Origin of the sequence: Proteus sp. G2300 (assembly GCF_009915965.1) — a bacterium.
Classification (GTDB): Bacteria; Pseudomonadota; Gammaproteobacteria; order Enterobacterales; family Enterobacteriaceae; genus Proteus; species Proteus vulgaris.
Genome location: NZ_JAABNK010000025.1, coordinates 431,385 through 447,000, shown reverse-complemented (window position 1 = coordinate 447,000; position 15,616 = coordinate 431,385). Strand labels below are relative to the sequence as shown.

Sequence of the window (15,616 nt, the reverse complement as noted above, 5' to 3'; positions counted from 1 at the left end):
CTTTAAATTCAACCTGGGAGTTGCCAACAATGGAATTATCTTCGCTGACAGCGATTTCACCGATTGACGGTCGTTACGGTAGTAAAACTTCGTCGTTACGTTCTATTTTTAGTGAATTCGGTCTTCTGAAATTCCGTGTACAGGTAGAAGTTCGCTGGCTACAAAAGCTGGCATCTTGCGCCGACATTAAAGAAGTTCCTGCCTTTGAAAAAAACGCAAACGATTACCTTGATGCGATAGTTGCTAACTTCAATGAAGAAGATGCAGCACGTATTAAAACCATCGAACGCACCACTAACCACGATGTAAAAGCTGTAGAATATTTCTTAAAAGAAAAAGTGGCGACCATCCCTGCATTACATCAGGTTTCTGAGTTTATTCACTTTGCTTGTACTTCAGAAGATATTAATAATCTGTCTCATGCCATTATGCTAGAAACAGCTCGCCAAGAGATTTTGCTACCAACATGGCGTGAACTTATTGATACTGTTAGTAAAATGGCACAAGAATACCGTGATTTACCTCTTCTTTCTCGTACTCACGGTCAACCTGCAACCCCCTCAACAATGGGTAAAGAGTTTGCTAACGTTGCTTATCGTATGGAACGTCAATATCGCCAACTTACACAAGTTGAGATCTTAGGTAAAATCAATGGTGCTGTCGGTAACTATAACGCACACTTAGCCGCCTACCCTGAAGTAAACTGGCACCAGTTTAGTGAAGAATTTGTGACTTCATTAGGTATTACATGGAATCCATACACAACACAAATCGAACCGCATGATTATATTGCGGAACTTTTTGATTGCATTAGCCGCTTCAATACAATTTTGATCGATTTCGACCGTGATATTTGGGGTTATGTCGCACTAAATCACTTTAAACAAAAAACCATTGCCGGTGAAATTGGTTCATCAACGATGCCACATAAAGTGAATCCTATTGACTTTGAAAACTCGGAAGGAAACTTAGGATTAGCCAATGCCGTTATGGGACATCTTTCGAGTAAGTTACCGCTTTCTCGTTGGCAACGTGATTTAACAGATTCAACCGTTCTACGTAATTTAGGTGTAGGTATTGGTTATGCATTAATTGCTTATCAATCGACCATTAAAGGTCTCAATAAGCTTGAAGTAAATGAAAAACATCTTCGCGAAGAATTAGACTGTAACTGGGAAGTGTTAGCTGAGCCAATTCAAACTGTAATGCGTCGCTATGGCATTGAAAAACCGTATGAAAAACTAAAAGAATTGACTCGTGGCAAACGTATCACAGAGCAAGATATGGCTATTTTTATTGATGGTTTAGAACTACCTGAAGATGAAAAAACTCGCTTAAAATCGATGAAACCTGAAAGTTATATTGGTTTTGCAACTCAGTTTGTTGATAAATTAAACTAATTTATCTCCCTCCCTCTCAAAGGCAGATAATTTCTGCCTTTTTTTATAACAAAAAACGAAGAAAACTATCTGCAACTTAAACACATTGCTAGCTACAGTATTTTTTAAGCAATAGATTGTCTATGATAACCTAATATTTTTATCTGATTAACTAACTATCATTTCCTATATTTATTTTACAACGGTGTATCTTGGCCGATTGTACTCAAGGAGGAATTATGCGGATCTTAATTATTGAAGATAATATTTTACTTCGTCATCACTTATCCGTGCAGTTTCGTGATGCCGGTCATCAAGTTGATGCAGCAGAAGATGCCAAAGAAGCTGATAGTTTTATAACAGAAGGTACACCAGATGTTGCCATTGTGGATTTAGGATTACCCGATGAAGATGGTATTAGCCTTATTCGCAGATGGCGAGAAAATAATGTCACGTTGCCCATCATGGTGTTAACTGCACGTGAAAGTTGGCAAGAAAAAGTCTCCGCATTAAATGCAGGTGCTGATGATTATGTGACAAAACCTTTTCATTTTGAGGAAATTGTTGCTCGTATTCAGGCATTAATGCGAAGAAACATGGGAATTGCATCACAAACTCTCTCTATTGAGCCTTTCGAGTTGGATTTGTCACGTAAAGAGTTCATGATTTCAGGCGAGCAAATTAAATTAACAGCATTTGAATATACGATCTTAGAAACATTAATGCGCAATCAAAATAAAGTCGTTAGCAAAGATGCATTAATGCGCCAGTTATATCCTGATGCCGAATTAAAAGAAAGCCACACTATTGATGTATTAATGGGGCGATTACGTAAAAAAATCTTAGAAAAATACCCTGATGATGTTGTTGTAACAGTACGCGGACAAGGCTACCGTTTTGATATGAAACCTTAATATGCAAAAAAAACAGCGTTCCCCTTTTTCATTACGAACACGATTTTTACTAGCGACCAGTGCCATTATTTTGGCACTTACACTCTCTTATGGGTTGGTAGCCATAGTCGGTTCTATCGTGAGCGTTGATAAAACCACTTTTATGTTAATGCGCAGTCAAAGTAATCTGTATTACAGTTTAGCGCAGTGGAATAAGGGCAAGCTGAATATTGAATTTCCAACAAACCTGAATAATAACAATACGTCGCTGGTCATCATTTTTGATGATAAAGGCAACGTCTTATGGACGCCTTCCGATTTACCCAAAGCGATTCCAAATAGTATTAAGCATAAATGGCGCCATGAAGAAGGTTTATTTGAGATTTTGGTTGATGTCAAAACAACCCGTTTAATGTTACAACAGTTGCCTCAATATCGTGTTTATCTTAAACGTCTTGAAGAATATTCAAGCAATGAATTTTTAACTCACTCCGTGGTGATTAACCATTATCCTGCAGCAGATAATATGCCTTATATGGCAATCGCTGTTATCGATCCTATCCCCCAACGTATGCAAAAAGTCAGTCAGGTTTGGGACTGGTTTTTATATATTATTCTCGCTAATTTATTCTTAGTTGTGCCTTTAATTTGGTTAGCTGCCCATTGGAGCTTACGACCTATAAAGCAAGTAATTGAACAAATCAGCGCATTAGAAAAAGGGACACGTAATGATTTAGATGAAAACCCACCAACAGAATTAAAAGGTTTAGTCCGAAATTTAAATGTGTTATTGCGTAATGAACGAAGCCGTTACAGTAAATATCGCACAAGTTTATCTGATCTTACCCACAGCTTAAAAACACCACTTGCCGTGTTGCAATCAACATTACGCTCTTTGCGATCAGGTAAGCAAATGACGATAGAGCAAGCTGAACCTATCATGCTTGATCAAATAGAACGAATTTCACAACAAGTTGGTTATTATCTGCACCGAGCATCGATTCATGGTGATCACGACATTACCACACGAAAACTCCATTCACTGTCAGGATTATTAGATAATCTTTGTAGTGCATTAAGTAAAGTTTACCAATCAAAAGGTGTTGATTTAACACTCAATGTTTCACCTGAAATTATGTGGTTAGGTGAAAAAAATGATTTTATGGAAGTAATGGGTAATATTCTTGATAACGCCTGTAAATACTGTCTAGAATTTGTTGAAATCAATGTAAGTAATAATGAAAATAGTGTAATAATTATTGTTGATGATGATGGCCCCGGCGTCAGCCCTGAAAAAAGAGAAGTCATCTTCCAACGAGGAACAAGAGCAGATACTTTACGCCCAGGACAAGGTTTAGGATTATCCATTGCGATTGATATTATTGAGCAATATCGTGGTGATATTACAATGACTGACAGCCCTTTAGGAGGAGCCCGTATTACAGTCACGTTCGCAGAACAACAACTCACAACAGAACGTGAATAAACTATCCTGAATAAATCACTACCCCACATCATCTTTATGTATGATAACTGTCCACTTATTCTTGTGTTAATCGTTATTACTCACATTGCTCAAAGGAATGTTTAGCAGGAAGTTAGAATTCATTATATTATGACTTCAGGCTTCCCGAATTCAGGATATACACAATGGACTATAAACTTAATTTAGATTGGCAATCATTTCTCGAAAGCCATTGGCAAAAACGCCCTTTATTAATTAAAAACGGCTTCTCACGTTTTGTTGATCCTTTATCTCCTGACGAACTTGCTGGTCTTGCAATGGAAGATGAAGTGGATAGCCGTCTTGTTAGCTGTCAAGACGGACAATGGGGAGTCAAACATGGGCCTTTTGAGCACTTCGAGGGACTTGGTGATAAAGACTGGTCTTTGCTTGTACAAGCTGTCGATCACTGGCATTTCCCTAGTGCGGCATTAATGAAGCCATTTCGTGTATTACCCGATTGGCGCATTGATGATTTAATGATCTCTTATTCTGTTCCTGGTGGTGGTGTAGGCCCACATCTCGATCAATATGATGTCTTTATTATTCAAGGACAAGGTCGTCGTCGTTGGCGTGTGGGTGAAAAAATCCCGATGAGACAACACTGCCCTCACCCTGACTTACTTCAAGTGGATCCTTTTGACGCAATTATTGATGAAGAATTAGAACCCGGTGATATTCTTTATATCCCACCTGGATTCCCACATGAAGGCTATGCGATTGAAGAATCACTTAACTACTCTGTTGGTTTCAGGGCTCCTAATGCCCGTGAACTTTTCAGTGGCTTCGCTGACTATGTGTTAGCTAACGATTTAGGTAGCTATCGTTATAGTGATCCTGATTTAACCGAGCGTGAAAATCCAGCATTAGTACAACATCAAGAGTTAAATAAACTTCATGAAATGATGGAAGATTTACTTGCTCAACCCGAAGTATTCCGCCATTGGTTTGGTGAATTTATTTCTCAATCTCGCCATGAACTCGATCTCGCTGTTCCTGAGCCTTTATATGAAAGCGCAGAAATTCATGATTTACTGCAACAAGGTGAACAACTTCATCGTTTAAATGGTATTCGCGCACTGCGTGTTGGCGATAGCTGTTTTGTAAATGGCGAATTAATAGATACTGCTCATATTGAAGCAGCTGATGCGCTTTGCCAATATGATTATATTGATAAACAACACTTAGGTGAGGCGCTGTCTGATCCAAAATTTGTACGTTTATTAACACACTTAGTTAATCAAGGTTATTGGTATTTTGAAGATTAATTATCACTAATCTTCAATGATAAGTTATAAAGCCCTACCATGTTAATGGCAGGGCTTTTTTATTATTATATATTTTAAAATATCTCTTATTTTCAAACTTAGCGAATAAAATAATTTATTGCTTCTTTTAAAAGAACTCTTGTATTACGGAAGAAAAAAGGAATAACAACAAAAAATGTACTTTGTAAGAAAAAAAGTAATAATGTATGTTTGCTATTTGTCACATAAAGAGAAAATAAAATTAAAAAAGTTATTAGAAAATAGCTAAAAATAATAATAAATGATTGTTGCTCAGATTTTTTAATCATTTCCTTTTTATGAGAATTTAGTTGAGCTTCTGTTACCGGTTTTAATAATTTTCCTGCTATGGTTTCCATTCAATATCCTTATATTATATTTATAAATTTCATTGTGATTATAAGATAAATTTAATAAAGTTAATTTATCAAGGAGTTATTAATTTTAAGCCTATATTGAAATTTTAATATTAAATAATATGTAAGCCCATTATTATAAAATCATTCTATTTTTAATTAAGTGCGTTCATATATTAACACTCCGTCTATTTTTCAGTCAGTTCTCCTATTTTATCTTATTAATTTCCTTTAAGGTAAGGCTAGGTTTTCACCACTTTACTTCTTTTTTCTACAATGGAGTCGTCTATGAAAAAATTTATTGTTTTAATTGCTGCGTTTATTTTACCGTCCATGGTATTTGCAGAAACAGCAGAAATAGCCAATGTGAAAGTACCACCAGCACAAACGGATATCATTTTTGTGTTAGATAAAAGTGGTTCAATGCAAGGATATGAAAAAGATACTATTGGTGGATTTAATACCATTTTAGCTGAAAATAAAAATCGCCCTGAGAAAGTTTATATAACCACGATTTTATTTGATAGTAAGGCTAAAAAACTACATAACCGAATTGATATTAATAAGATAGAAGATTTAACTACTAATGATTATTTTGCATCAGGCAATACTGCATTGTTAGATGCAGTTGGAAATGCGATCACGGAAGAAAATAAACCAAATTCACCTTATAAAAATGTCATGATGGTGATCATAACTGATGGTGAAGAAAATAGTAGCCGTGAATATTCGCTAGAAAAAGTAAAATCATTAATTACTTCAGCAGAAAAAGAGAAAGGTTGGGAGTTTATCTTTTTAGGCGCTAATTTTGATGCGATAAGTGCAGCGGAAAGTATTGGTATTAAATCGTCTAACTCAACTCAATATATTCAAGATGCTAAAGGTTATGGAAATGCCTACGAATCGGTTAATAAAGCCGTTCAGTCTAAGATTGAAGGTAAAGAGTTAAATGAAGATTGGAAATCTTCTGTTGAGCAAGATTATAAAGAGCGTAAATAAATCATCTCAGTTAACAATATAATTAAGAAATATAACTAAAAAATAATAGCCGATATTTCGGCTATTATTTTTATCTTATATAACAAAATCTATCAGTCATTAGCTAATCACTTTTGCCTTTTCTCTTTCCGCTGTTATTTCCGCAATGCGCATGATCACACTCACTGCGGCTTCCATTCCTTCTAAAGAGATAAATTCATGCTTACCGTGAAAATTATAACCACCGGTAAAAATATTAGGGCAAGGAAGTCCACGATAAGAAAGCTGCGCGCCATCTGTACCACCGCGAATAGGCTTAATATTAGGTTCAATATCACAATCAATCATCGCTTGTTTTGCTATTTCAATAACATGTGGGAATTGAACAACTTTGTCATGCATATTGTAATAACTATCATCAATAGTCAGCTCAATATAGCAATCCGGGTGTAAGCCTTTACCTACTTTTTCAGCAATCGCAATCATATTCTGTTTGCGTTTTTCAAATAAATTACGGTTAAAATCACGGATAATATAATGCATTTCCGCTCTTTCTACCGTACCTTTAATACTTTGTAGATGGTAAAAACCTTCATAGCCGTCAGTATTTTCTGGTGTTTCATCGACAGGTAATTCTTGGTGAATACGAGACGCTAATCCTAATGCATTTACCATTACCCCTTTTGCACTACCAGGATGAACATTGTTACCAACAATTTTAATATTCACCGATGCGGCATTAAAGTTTTCATACTCTAATTCACCGACACCACCACCATCAACAGTATAAGCCCAACTTGCACCAAATTCTTTTAAATCAACATAATGTGCGCCACGACCAATTTCTTCATCTGGTGTAAACGCAATACGAATATCACCATGAGGTCGGTTCGTTTCTTTTAAACGTACCATGGCGGTAATAATTTCAGCGATACCCGCTTTATCATCAGCACCTAATAAGGTTTTACCGTCTGTCGTAATTAATGTTTTACCAATCATGGAATGCAGTATTGGAAACATAACGGGTGACAACACTTCATCACCAATACCCAATGCAATATCACCACCACGATAATCTTCAAGAATTTGTGGTTTTACATGCTTGCCCGAAAAATCAGGAGCTGTATCAAGATGCGAAATAAAACCAATAACAGGCACTGGCCAAGAGACATTGGATGGCAAACTTGCCATTACACATCCTTTGTCACTGAGTGTTACGTCAGAAAAACCCAGTTTTTTTAATTCTTGTGCCAATGCCTTAGCCAGTTTTAGCTGGCCATCACTGCTTGGCGACATTTTTGAAGATGGTTTTGATTGAGTATCAAAATTAATGTATTCAAAAAAACGTTCTAATAATTTATCCATTTTGCCCCCTAAGATCTCTCTAAGAACAATAATAGGGAACTCTATAAAATAATTATTGCGTCAAATCAGCTTTAGGATCATTAATTAATTCAAACAATTTATGAACATATTCATCAACAACCTGACTTGCTGGTCCATAATGTTTCTCTTCAAACTGGCTTTCAACTAAACTAGGTTCAAGATTTAACTCAACAGTATGCGCTCCCGTCAGTTTTGCTTCATGAACAAAACCGGCAGCAGGATAGACATTACCTGAAGTCCCAATAGAGATAAAAATATCAGCCTCAGCCAAAGCACGATAAATATCATCCATACCAATAGGCATTTCACCAAACCAGACGATATGCGGACGTAGTGGCGATGGAAACTGGCAACAATGACAGTGATCTGTGATGTCTAAATCACCTTTCCATTCAAAAACTTGGCGGGATTGTGGGCAACGAACTTTTAACAATTCACCATGCATATGCAAAATATGCTGACTACCCGCTTTTTCATGTAAATTATCAATATTTTGTGTTACAAGAAGAAAGTGATCTTTACCTAAGCGTTGCTCAAGTTTCGCTAATGCATAATGTGCTTCATTCGGTTGAATTGTAGGTTGTTGCAATTGGCGCCGGCGTTCATTATAAAACTGCTGAACCAATTGCGGATTGCGTTGATAACCTTCAGGTGTTGCAACATCTTCAACGCGATGTTCTTCCCACAATCCATCTTCTGAACGAAATGTTTTAATTCCTGATTCAGCTGAAATGCCAGCCCCTGTTAATACGACAACTTTGGGTAAATTCATTTCATGTTCCGTTTTATGGGTGAGATGAAAATAACGACAACGTGAATGTTGTCTACGTAAACTTTTAATCTTACGAAACTTCCTAAGCCGACGATGACGAAGTTTAAGTTTCATCATTACAATCCTTGGTTTTCAAGTTTAAATATCGCGTTTCTAACTTCACTATTTTAAGTGTTTTTTCTTCTTTGTATGTCAATAAACTTATTGTCCACTTAAAATTCTTGCAGGATCTAGTTTAGTGGCTCGACGAGCTGGATACCAACTTGCTATCAGACTTAAGATCACAGTAGTGATAAATACAGAAAAAACATCCATCAAATGCACTTCTGAAGGGAGAAAATCGACAAAATAAACATCACCTGAAAGTACACTATGCCCTGTTAATGATTCAATAACAGAGACTAAAGGTGTCAAATTGTAAGCCACTGCTACACCAAAAATAACACCGGCAATACAACCAATCATGCCTGATAATAAGCCGTACCATAAAAAGATATTACGAATATGGCTATCTCGTGCACCTAGTGTACGTAAAATAGCAATATCACTGCTTTTATCTCTTACTGCCATAATTAACGTTGAAACAATATTAAAACAAGCCACACCAATCACTAAAATCATGGATAAATACATAATGCTGCGGATCATTTGAATATCACTATACATATAGCCATAGTCACTTATCCAACTTTTCGCATAAACATACTCTTTGCTGTTTAAACCCGCATTATGGATGATTTCATTAGCCAAAAATGGATCAACTGTTTTCACTTCAATCCCTGTAATGCCTTGTCCATAATCCATATATTGCTGAGCATCAGCTAAAGGCACTAACGCTAATTGGTGATCAAGCATACCACTCAGTTTAAATATGCCACTCACTTGTAAACGGATACGTTTAGGCTGTAATAGCTTAGTAGGATCATCATTATTCGGGATTAATACCGTTAACCAATCACCCTGTTTTATTTTTAATGCGTCTGCAACACCTTGCCCAACAATAATTTGTTGCTTGCCTGCACGAAAATCTTGCCATGCATTATTTTGTACATAACGAGGCAATAAGCTGATATCACTTTGTTTTTCAGGGGATACTCCCATAACACTCACTGCTTTTAGTTCAGTTCCTTTCTCTAATAATCCCGTTAATAAGATATACGGTGCAGCGGCAACAACACCTGGAGTGCTTTCAATCCGAGGTAATGCCGATTGCCATTGTACAAATGGCTGTTCAACAGAATAAATTTGACCATGAGGGACGACAGATAAAATACGGTTTTTTAATTCGCGTTCAAATCCATTCATAGCACTTAAACCGATAATTAAAACGGCAACACCAAGCATAATACCCAATGTTGAAATAACCGAGATTAACGAAACCATTCCCGCACGTTTTCGCCCTCTTGAAAAACGTAAAGCGGTCACTAATGCAAGTGGCAATTGCGCCATTATTTCACTCCTGAAATCGCGTTTTGTGGCTGTAATTGACCATCTTTCATTTCTAGTTGACGCTGAAAACGAGCCGCCAGTGATAAATCATGCGTCACTACCAGAAAAGCGGTTTGCTTTTCTTTATTTAACTTAATCAATAGCTCGAAAATCCCTTCGGCATTTTTCTGATCAAGGTTGCCTGTTGGCTCGTCTGCAAGTACCAATGCCGGATCATTAACTAATGCTCTTGCAATCGCAACACGTTGTCTTTCACCACCTGAAAGCTCTGAAGGACGATGATGAGCGCGCGCTTTTAAACCGACGGCTTCAAGTAAAGACATCGCTTTCTCTTTCGCTTTTGCCACGTTAATCCCACCAATCATTAATGGCATTGCCACATTTTCAAGGGCAGTGAAATCAGGTAATAAGTGGTGAAATTGATAAATAAAACCCAGTTGTGTATTACGCAAGTCGGCTTTTTCTGAGGAAGATAATGTATTGAGCGACAGCCCCTCAAAGAAGACTTCGCCCGATGTAGGTGAATCTAAACCACCCAATAGATGCAATAAGGTACTTTTACCTGAACCGGAGCTACCCACGATAGCTAAAAAATCACCTTTTTCCATTTTAAATGAAACCGATTTCAGTACTTGCGTTGAAATTGTACCATCTTGGTATTGTTTACACAGGGCGTGACAATCCAATAAACAATTCTTGTCAATTTGCATGTTTTTTTCTGATGCCATTGGCTGTTTATTAATAGAAGAATTACTCATAACGTAGCGCCTCTGCTGGCTGAATAGTCGCGGCCCGCCAAGACGGGTATAAAGTGGATAAAAGGGAAATCACAATAGCGGCAAAGCCAATCATAAATACCCGTCCCCAATCAAGCGTGGCAGGTAATTCGACGCCTTGTGGAATAAGTCCTACCGCTGGCATAATGGTATTTAACTGGCTTGAGAGCAATGCCCCTAGAAGCCCCCCCGCAACAGCACCTAGTATGCCAGCCCCAGCACCTTGCAACATAAAAATGGACATAATCTGAGAACGTTTTAACCCCATGGTTTGCAAAATAGCCACTTCCCCTTGTTTTTCCATAACTAATAAAGAAAGTGAGGTAATAATATTAAAAGCAGCTACAGCAATAATTAAGCTTAATAATAATCCCATCATATTTTTTTCCATTTTAACTGCCTGGAAAAATTCACCTTTACGTTCACGCCAATCTTTCCAACTTAAATTTTTAGCTAAAGGCTGAGTACTGTATTTTTCAATATTGAGAGGATCAGAAAAGAAAAGACGCCACCCAGTAATATTTCCTGGTTGATAACGCATTAAACGTGCCGCATCTTGTTGATTAACTAAAATTTGAGAGGCGTCAGCATCTCCACCACTTTGGAAAATACCTTTAACAGTAAATAATCGTTGACTGGGTAATCTTCCCATCGGGGTTAGTTGGCTTACACTTGGCACAATCAGGCGAATTTTATCCCCTTCTTTTGCTTTCAATTGTTTAGCTAAGCCACTTCCTAAGATCACACCATATTCACCCGATTTAAGCATAGAGAAATCACCATAACGAATATATTTTGTTAATGGCTCATCTTGTGCTTTCTCAATCCCTAACATAACGCCAACACTGATATTGTCTTTACTTTGCAAAACAACATCACTTTCTACTAAAGGAACAACGTTTATGATACCTTCTCGCGTCAGTAAATTTTCGGCTATATTTGATTGTCGGGGTAGTTGCCCGTTAGGTGATGTCACTATGGCTTGTGGAAGATAAGCAAGAATACTTTCTTGCAATGAACGTTCAAAGCCATTCATAACAGAAGTCACAGTGATAAGCGCTGCGACACCTAACATGATCCCTAAAGCAGATAGCCATGAGACGAAGCGACCGAACTTATCGACCGCGCGACCCCGCATATAACGGAGCCCTATATAAAATGAGACAGAATTGTACATGAAATCTGTGCTGTTCCTGTTGCTAATGCGAAGTGTTCAGGGATAATAAAGGGTAGTCTTACTGAATGGAACCACTCTATTCCCAAACTGTGGTTTTTCTTTTATCTTAACCTGCCCGCCAGTTTAAGCTTTAGCGAGTACGCTGAAGATGTGTTGGGAGTTAACTACAACAAAGAGTTCACATTACACGCTTATGTCCTCAGAATATCGTTATCAACTTCCTATAAAACAAGGGGATACTCGCCAGCTCGGTCAACTGACTGGTGCCGCTTGTGCTCTAGAATGTGCAGAGATCATCAAACGTCATTCTGGATTAGTCGTTCTTGTTACTCGTGACATGCAAAATGCATTACGTTTACAAGATGAAATCCGTCAGTTTTGTGATTATCCAGTAGAGACATTATCGGATTGGGAAACTCTGCCTTATGACAGTTTTTCACCTCACCAAGAAATTATCTCAAACCGCCTTTCTACGCTATACCGTATTCCATCACTTCTCAAGGGAATTTTAATCTTACCCGTCAATACGTTAATGCAGAAAGTCTGCCCTACGGATTATCTCGCAAGTCATGCGTTGGTAATGCAAAAAGGAGAGATACTTTCTCGTGATAATTTGCGTAAAACACTCGATGAAGCAGGATATCGCCATGTAGAGCAAGTATTAGAGCATGGAGAATATGCAACACGTGGTGCATTGCTTGATTTATTTCCTATGGGAAGTGAATTCCCTTATCGTATTGATTTTTTCGATGATGAAATTGATAGCCTGCGTACTTTTGATGTCGATACTCAAAGAACATTAATAGAAGTGGAGCAAATCAATTTATTGCCTGCACATGAATTCCCAACTGATGCCAATGCAATTGAGCTCTTTCGTAGTCAGTGGCGTGAGCGCTTCGATGTAAGACGTGATCCTGAACATATTTATCAACAAGTCAGTAAACACATACTGCCAACTGGGATTGAATATTGGCAATCACTATTTTTTGAACAGCCTTTATCTAACTTATTTGCTTATTTTCCCCAAAACACCCTAATAGTGACGCAAGATCTACAAGATTTCGCTGATAAATTCTGGCAAGACATCAACCAACGTTTTGAAAGTCGTCGCGTTGATCCAATGCGGCCTTTGCTCCCTCCTGATGATATTTGGCTCAATGTTGATAAGTTTAATCAAGCGCTCAAACAGTGGCCACGAATTCAACTTAAAACAGACACGTTGCCAGAAAAAGCAGGACAAACTAATTTAGGTTATCAACCACTTCCTGATTTATCGATTAACGCGCAAAGTAAATCTCCTTTAGATAATCTGCGTCGATTCCAAGAGCAATTTTCAGGTAGTATTATTTTCTCTGTTGAGAGTGAAGGTCGACGCGAAACAGTACAAGAACTATTATCACGTATAAAAATAGCCCCAAAACAGATCGTTGAGTTATCAGATGCCCAAGAAAAAGGGGCTTATTTTATTATTGGCGCAGCTGAACACGGCTTTATTGATAGCCATCGCCAATTAGCCTTGATCTGTGAAAGCGATATGTTGGGTGAACGTATTAATCGTCGCCGTCAAGACAATCGCAGAGCAATTAATACCGATACCTTAATTCGTAACCTTGCCGAATTAAGTATTGGTCAGCCTGTTGTGCATCTTCAACACGGTGTTGGACGCTATCAAGGTATGACAACCTTAGAAGCAGGTGGCGTAAAAGCAGAATACCTAATGTTAGGTTACGCAGGTAACGACAAACTTTATGTTCCTGTTTCATCATTACATTTAATCAGTCGTTATTCTGGTGGTGCTGATGAAAATGCCCCTTTACACAAATTAGGGGGGGATGCGTGGGTAAGAGCGCGTCAAAAAGCGGCTGAAAAAGTCCGTGATGTTGCGGCAGAGCTGTTAGATGTTTATGCGCAACGCGAAATAAAAACAGGCTTTGCCTTTAAAATGGATAAAGAGCAGTATCACGCGTTCCGACAAAGTTTCCCTTTTGAAACTACTCCCGATCAAGAAATAGCAATCAACGCCGTATTAAGTGATATGTGCCAGGCCATTTCAATGGATAGATTAGTCTGTGGTGATGTGGGTTTTGGTAAAACAGAAGTGGCAATGCGCGCAGCATTCCTTGCGGTTAACAATAATAAACAAGTTGCGATTTTAGTACCAACCACTCTATTAGCTCAGCAACATTTCGATAATTTTCGCGATCGTTTCGCCAATTGGCCCGTTAATATTGAGATGATTTCGCGTTTTCGTAGCGCAAAAGAACAGCAACAAATCACAGAGAAACTGGCTGAAGGTACTATTGATATTGTCATTGGTACACACAAATTATTACAACCGAGTATTCACTGGAAAGATTTAGGGCTACTCATTGTTGATGAAGAGCATCGCTTTGGTGTTCGTCACAAAGAACGGATTAAAGCTATGCGTGCTAATGTAGATATTTTGACACTAACAGCAACCCCAATTCCTCGTACATTAAATATGGCCATGAGTGGTATGCGTGATCTTTCTATTATCGCAACACCACCCGCACGCCGTTTATCCGTAAAAACCTTTGTACGGGAATATGATGATTTAGTGGTACGCGAAGCTATCTTGCGTGAAACATTACGTGGTGGACAAGTTTATTACTTGTATAACGATGTTGAAAATATCGAAAAAGCGCGTGAGAGACTGGCTACACTCGTTCCTGAGGCTCGTATTGGGATTGGGCATGGGCAAATGCGTGAACGTGAACTTGAGCGAGTGATGAATGATTTCCATCATCAGCGTTTTAATGTGTTACTTTGCACTACCATCATCGAAACAGGTATTGATATACCAAGTGCAAATACCATTATTATTGAGCGAGCCGATCACTTTGGTTTAGCGCAATTACATCAGTTACGTGGTCGTGTAGGTCGTTCTCATCACCAAGCTTATGCTTATTTGTTAACGCCACATCCTAAAGCCATGACAAAAGATGCTCATAAACGTTTAGAGGCGATTGCTTCACTGGAAGATCTAGGTGCTGGTTTTGCGTTGGCTACTCACGATTTGGAAATTCGGGGTGCGGGCGAGTTACTCGGTGAAGAACAAAGTGGCCAAATGAATACGGTAGGCTTCTCTCTTTATATGGAATTGCTAGAAAGCGCCATAGAAGCACTAAAAGAAGGCAGAGAGCCATCACTTGAAGATCTCACCAATCAGCAAACTGAAATTGAATTAAGAATGCCAGTTTTATTACCAGATGATTACATTCCAGATGTAAATGTCAGACTCTCATTCTATAAACGAATTGCAAGTGCGGTTGATTTAAATGAACTTAATGATTTAAGAGCAGAATTGATTGATAGATTTGGTAAATTGCCTGATGCTGGTCGTTATTTATTGCGTAATGCCGCTATTCGTTTAAATGCAATGAGCTTAGGTATTACACGTATTGAAGCGCATGATAAAGGCGGGTTTATTGAATTCGGTGAGAAGAACAAGGTTGATCCGAGCTATTTAATTAGCTTACTCCAAGAACAACCCGCTGTTTTTCGCTTAGACGGCCCATCTAAATTGAAGTTTATTACTAATTTAGCTGAACGTGAAAAACGACTCACTTTCATTGATGATATGTTAAGTGCATTTGATGATCATAAGATAAAATAGCAGTCGAATTCACCGCTATTTAA

Annotated in this window: 12 protein-coding genes; 6 read left to right on the top strand and 6 right to left on the bottom strand. The window is 38.0% G+C overall.

Annotated features, from left to right (window positions below):
* Positions 1–29 precede the first annotated feature (29 nt).
* From purB to GWI97_RS18010, 4 genes are all read left to right on the top strand, one after another.
* The gene (gene purB / locus GWI97_RS18025; RefSeq protein WP_036937687.1) at positions 30–1,400 is read left to right on the top strand and encodes an adenylosuccinate lyase; all 1,371 of its coding nucleotides are present in this window, start codon (positions 30–32) and stop codon (positions 1,398–1,400) included.
* Between the two features lie 218 nt (positions 1,401–1,618).
* A complete protein-coding gene (gene phoP / locus GWI97_RS18020) occupies positions 1,619–2,293 on the top strand; it encodes a two-component system response regulator PhoP (protein WP_036937690.1) in 675 nt (224 codons plus the stop codon).
* Between the two features lies 1 nt (position 2,294).
* The gene (gene phoQ / locus GWI97_RS18015; RefSeq protein WP_036937692.1) at positions 2,295–3,758 is read left to right on the top strand and encodes a two-component system sensor histidine kinase PhoQ; all 1,464 of its coding nucleotides are present in this window, start codon (positions 2,295–2,297) and stop codon (positions 3,756–3,758) included.
* A 164-nt stretch (positions 3,759–3,922) separates the two neighbouring features.
* Positions 3,923–5,044: a ribosomal protein uL16 3-hydroxylase gene (locus tag GWI97_RS18010; protein ID WP_036937695.1), complete on the top strand. Its 1,122-nt coding sequence runs from the start codon at positions 3,923–3,925 to the stop codon at positions 5,042–5,044.
* Positions 5,045–5,142: 98 nt separating this feature from the next.
* On the opposite strand, the gene GWI97_RS18005 is transcribed toward GWI97_RS18010, so the two are convergent.
* On the bottom strand, positions 5,143–5,421 hold the full coding sequence (locus GWI97_RS18005) for a hypothetical protein (protein ID WP_052038520.1): 279 nt from the start codon (positions 5,419–5,421) through the stop codon (positions 5,143–5,145).
* Positions 5,422–5,706: 285 nt separating this feature from the next.
* On the opposite strand from GWI97_RS18005, the gene GWI97_RS18000 reads away from it, so the two are divergent.
* Positions 5,707–6,417, top strand: coding sequence for a vWA domain-containing protein (locus GWI97_RS18000; protein ID WP_226905411.1), 711 nt, complete (start codon positions 5,707–5,709; stop codon positions 6,415–6,417).
* A 99-nt stretch (positions 6,418–6,516) separates the two neighbouring features.
* Here the strand turns inward: GWI97_RS18000 and pepT are convergent, their stop codons facing one another.
* From pepT to lolC, 5 genes are all read right to left on the bottom strand, one after another.
* On the bottom strand, positions 6,517–7,761 hold the full coding sequence (pepT, locus tag GWI97_RS17995) for a peptidase T (RefSeq protein WP_036937701.1): 1,245 nt from the start codon (positions 7,759–7,761) through the stop codon (positions 6,517–6,519).
* Positions 7,762–7,813: 52 nt separating this feature from the next.
* Entirely contained in the window at positions 7,814–8,671 is an 858-nt protein-coding gene (gene cobB, locus GWI97_RS17990; protein ID WP_036937704.1) for a Sir2 family NAD+-dependent deacetylase, read from the bottom strand.
* Positions 8,672–8,755: 84 nt separating this feature from the next.
* Positions 8,756–10,003, bottom strand: a complete 1,248-nt coding sequence (gene lolE, locus GWI97_RS17985) for a lipoprotein-releasing ABC transporter permease subunit LolE (protein WP_087803558.1) — start codon at positions 10,001–10,003, stop codon at positions 8,756–8,758.
* Entirely contained in the window at positions 10,003–10,713 is a 711-nt protein-coding gene (gene lolD, locus GWI97_RS17980; RefSeq protein ID WP_036939053.1) for a lipoprotein-releasing ABC transporter ATP-binding protein LolD, read from the bottom strand. Before lolD ends, lolE begins: the two co-directional genes overlap by 1 nt.
* Positions 10,714–10,753: 40 nt before the next feature.
* Positions 10,754–11,956: a lipoprotein-releasing ABC transporter permease subunit LolC gene (gene lolC, locus GWI97_RS17975; RefSeq protein ID WP_087803560.1), complete on the bottom strand. Its 1,203-nt coding sequence runs from the start codon at positions 11,954–11,956 to the stop codon at positions 10,754–10,756.
* A 193-nt stretch (positions 11,957–12,149) separates the two neighbouring features.
* On the opposite strand from lolC, the gene mfd reads away from it, so the two are divergent.
* Entirely contained in the window at positions 12,150–15,593 is a 3,444-nt protein-coding gene (gene mfd / locus GWI97_RS17970) for a transcription-repair coupling factor (RefSeq protein WP_036937710.1), read from the top strand.
* The last annotated feature ends 23 nt before the right edge of the window (positions 15,594–15,616 follow it).

Bases quoted from the DNA above. Each gene is read 5' to 3' on its own strand.
- lolD (WP_036939053.1), bottom strand. From the start codon at position 10,713: ATGCAAATTGACAAGAATTGTTTATTGGATTGTCACGCCCTGTGTAAA.
- phoP (WP_036937690.1), top strand. From the start codon at position 1,619: ATGCGGATCTTAATTATTGAAGATAATATTTTACTTCGTCATCACTTA.
- purB (WP_036937687.1), top strand. From the start codon at position 30: ATGGAATTATCTTCGCTGACAGCGATTTCACCGATTGACGGTCGTTAC.
- GWI97_RS18010 (WP_036937695.1), top strand. From the start codon at position 3,923: ATGGACTATAAACTTAATTTAGATTGGCAATCATTTCTCGAAAGCCAT.
- mfd (WP_036937710.1), top strand. From the start codon at position 12,150: ATGTCCTCAGAATATCGTTATCAACTTCCTATAAAACAAGGGGATACT.
- lolC (WP_087803560.1), bottom strand. From the start codon at position 11,956: ATGTACAATTCTGTCTCATTTTATATAGGGCTCCGTTATATGCGGGGT.
- phoQ (WP_036937692.1), top strand. From the start codon at position 2,295: ATGCAAAAAAAACAGCGTTCCCCTTTTTCATTACGAACACGATTTTTA.
- lolE (WP_087803558.1), bottom strand. From the start codon at position 10,003: ATGGCGCAATTGCCACTTGCATTAGTGACCGCTTTACGTTTTTCAAGA.
- cobB (WP_036937704.1), bottom strand. From the start codon at position 8,671: ATGATGAAACTTAAACTTCGTCATCGTCGGCTTAGGAAGTTTCGTAAG.
- GWI97_RS18005 (WP_052038520.1), bottom strand. From the start codon at position 5,421: ATGGAAACCATAGCAGGAAAATTATTAAAACCGGTAACAGAAGCTCAA.
- GWI97_RS18000 (WP_226905411.1), top strand. From the start codon at position 5,707: ATGAAAAAATTTATTGTTTTAATTGCTGCGTTTATTTTACCGTCCATG.
- pepT (WP_036937701.1), bottom strand. From the start codon at position 7,761: ATGGATAAATTATTAGAACGTTTTTTTGAATACATTAATTTTGATACT.